Raw genomic sequence first — 3,390 nt, 5'->3', positions numbered from 1 at the left:
GAAAAAACATCCTTTCCCGGTGATCTTTTAGCAACCTCTTATCTTTTGACTGGCCCCTTTTGCAGCGGAATCACTGGTCCCTTTTGTAGCGGAATCACTGGTATACTATGGAGCGGAATATCCAGGTACGGTGATGATTTGCTATTCTTTTGATTTGCCGGTTAATGCAGGCCGGTATAAAAATATCATCATGTACAACGGAACTTATGCCCCCTGGGAACATTATCCTAAAACACTTCGCCATTACGAAGTGGAAAATCCAATGTCTGTAGTAGTCGATTTTTTTAGTGCTGATTCAGTAAAAGGCCATGGCAAGCGATTAAAGGAATGGCGTTACTATGTAGTTAATGACGAGCATTACGATGAAAAAAGACACGGCCCCGGCACTTTGCTTTTTATATATGATCTCAACTTGAGGATCTTGGAAGCTATGTACTTGCTATTAATCAATTACAAAAACTTCTCTTATCAGCGAAAACAGCTTACAGAGGAGCAGTTGGAGGAAGAAAAGCAACAATGGAGATACTATCCTAAAAACCTTTCCCTGAAAGAACAACTTGAACCCTATAAGGCTGTCAAGAAAGTCTTTAAAAAATTTAAGCCGCAGGAATACAGGGATCAATTGCATGAGTGGTCACACGTAGCCCTATATAATAATGCGGATGTAGAATCTTTATATGCAGGCGAGGTTATTACCGTTTATGAAAACTTAATTAAACTGTATTCGGCAGCATGGCTAATTTGCCAACGAGAAGGTGGTCGCCCACAGCTAAAGCGGAGCACGCTTGAAGATAGTTTGGCAGACACATCCACCGAACCAATTGTGCTAAGGTCAATAAGCCCCGAACCAACATCTGCCGAAAAGTTGGCATTGGAAGAAATTAAAAATCTGATTGTAAAACGTTGTCCGCAGGTTCAAATGATTAATCATTTAGGAACAAACCCCAAGCCGTTTACATTTTACTTGCTTATCCTGATAGGCGATGATGAAAAAACTCCGGAGCATGAAGTCAGCAATAAGATAGAGGACAATTGCCAATACCTTGCTCATGTACACGCCATAGTCCATAAGGCAAACAGCGCAAAAGAAGCCCTTAATATTGGTAGGCGATTTTGGTCAACTGTTATGGAAAAGGGATTTGTTTTATATCAGTCGCCCGAATTAATATTACCAGAGCATCAAGAAATAACTAAGGAGGTATTATTGGAAAGAGCAAAGTTCAATTGGGAAAGGTGGGGTAAACAAGGCGATAATTTTTTAAAAGGTGCAGAATTATACAGGGCAGATAATAATTTCAGGCTTGCAGCATTTCTTTTGCATCAATCCGTTGAAAGCCTTTTAAAAGCAATTATACAAGCGGTTATAGGCTACCGGGTACAGATGCATAATTTATCAAGGTTGCTACGGCTTACCTTGTTATTTACCGATGAATTGAAAGAGGTTTTTGAACTCAATACCTCAGAGGGAGCGCAACTTTACCAATTATTGCAAAATGCTTATTCACAATCACGATATAGTAGTTCGTTTGATCCTGATGGTGATTCAGTGAGAATATTGTCAAAGCAAGTAATCAAGTTCAATCATGTAGCAGAAAGAGTTTACGAGCAATATATTAAAGATATTAATGTTTGACAGCGTCAGCGGTATTGGCAGGCGGACATCTGTTCGTCCTGTCTTGCTTCTGAAACTCGTTAACCGTAAAGATGGTAACCGCTAAGAACCCGAAAGTAGCATGTCGGGCGGTTGGTTTTAATCGCCCGGCTTCGCTGCTGATAGGCAAAGCGACGCATACACCCGTTGGAACCATGCGCCTACGGCAGGCGGCTTCATTGCACCGCGCGCTGTTGCGCCGGGTTTCATTACTCCGTCAGCCTCGCCGCCACTGGCAAGAGTGAAATTCGTTCCTCATTACACACCTGCTGCCCTTCGGTTAAAAAAATTAAAAGTTAGTATTTGTTATCCTTCCAATATTTGGATCAAGTCGTTATTAACATAAAATAACTCTTTACCATCTTTTATGGGACTTAATATTTTTGCATTAACCAATTCGTTGAAGTATTTTGTTAGGGTTGTCCTGGATGTTATATTTAATTGATCACCAATGAATTTAGGTTTGATATATGGCTGACTGAAAATTAATTCATTTACCTCTTTATTATACCATTTTATTAAACCTTTGGCATGGGCCAACGTTGAATCCATTTGTGCAAGTATGCTGTTAATTAACTGGCTTGTTAATTGGGCTGTCTTTTCTACTGCTTCCAGCATATATAGTATCCAGGGTTTCCACGAGCCTCGTTGTGTGACGATACCCAGGTTATAGTAATAGTCGTCTTTATTAACGATGATATATTTAGATAGATAAAGTACGGGTTGATTTAATAGGCCCGCATGTACAAGATATAATAGGTTTAAAATACGTCCAGTCCTGCCGTTTCCATCGGGAAAAGGATGTATGGCTTCAAATTGGTAGTGAGCAAAACACATTTTAAGTAAAGGGTCTGTAGGATACTTTTCATTATCATTTAAATAGATCAATAAATTATCCATTAGTTTTTCTAATATTCCAGCCCCCCTTGGTGGAGTGTAGATTACTTCACCCGAACGAAATTCGCTTTGTCCACGCTGTATTATAGTTAATGATGCTGGTGATCGTAACCCCGAGGATGTATTTTTGATCTGTCTAAAAATTCCTAAAATACTTTCTAAGTCGATATTGTTATTTTCCTTTATAAGTTGATAACCAGTCCATAAAGCTTCACGATACCGTAATACTTCTTTTGTTGCAACATTTGCTTTGTCTTCCTGTACTGTGTCTGAAACGGCTTTATATAAAGCGTCTTCAGTTGTGAAGATATTTTCGATAGCTGTAGAAGCTTTAGCTTCCTGTAAAGCAATCGTATTCACCAGCATCAAAGGATTGGGTAATCTCATAATGCTACTGTTTACTGCCGCCAATGCCCTTGAAGCAGTTACCAGTTTCTTTAAAATTTCAACATCATTTTCGATTTCCGAAGTTGGTGGTAATAATGGTAAATCGTTAAATGGTTTGCTCCGGTCGTAAGCCATATAATGTGTCCAATTTTTAATTGCATTTGAACATGATACAAATAAACAAAACATTTTAGAACAATTGAAACATCGTGTCCATTTCATAATGAATTATGAACATATTGTTATTTGGATAAAAAAATATGGACACAAAATGATTACGTGTTCATTTTTATACAATAAATGGACATATAAATCAATGAAAGCAGGTGTTGTATGTTATGGAGATGTTGACCACCTGATTCCGGGCCAAACTGACCAGGCAATTAGCTGACGTGGGGCGTGCAGCAAACGCTATAAAAGCGTGTACAAAAATAGTTATTTAAAAGGTATTTTCA

Annotated in this window: 2 protein-coding genes; one reads left to right on the top strand and one right to left on the bottom strand. The window is 38.6% G+C overall.

What is annotated here, in order from left to right:
- The first annotated feature begins 190 nt into the window (after positions 1-190).
- The gene (locus tag ABIX36_RS27280; protein WP_348085338.1) at positions 191-1,633 is read left to right on the top strand and encodes a HEPN domain-containing protein; all 1,443 of its coding nucleotides are present in this window, start codon (positions 191-193) and stop codon (positions 1,631-1,633) included.
- Positions 1,634-1,957: 324 nt separating this feature from the next.
- On the opposite strand, the gene ABIX36_RS27275 is transcribed toward ABIX36_RS27280, so the two are convergent.
- Positions 1,958-3,070: a Fic/DOC family N-terminal domain-containing protein gene (locus ABIX36_RS27275; RefSeq protein WP_348085337.1), complete on the bottom strand. Its 1,113-nt coding sequence runs from the start codon at positions 3,068-3,070 to the stop codon at positions 1,958-1,960.
- Positions 3,071-3,390: the final 320 nt, after the last annotated feature.

The organism is Mucilaginibacter sp., assembly GCF_039925265.1.
GTDB lineage: Bacteria > Bacteroidota > Bacteroidia > Sphingobacteriales > Sphingobacteriaceae > Mucilaginibacter.
The sequence above is the reverse complement of the archived record's forward strand: the minus strand, read 5'-3'. Positions and strand labels throughout refer to the sequence as shown.

What these genes read in the sequence shown, in the direction of transcription:
- ABIX36_RS27280 (WP_348085338.1), top strand. Translation starts at nt 191, where the DNA reads ATGTACAACGGAACTTATGCCCCCTGGGAACATTATCCTAAAACACTT.
- ABIX36_RS27275 (WP_348085337.1), bottom strand. Translation starts at nt 3,070, where the DNA reads ATGGCTTACGACCGGAGCAAACCATTTAACGATTTACCATTATTACCA.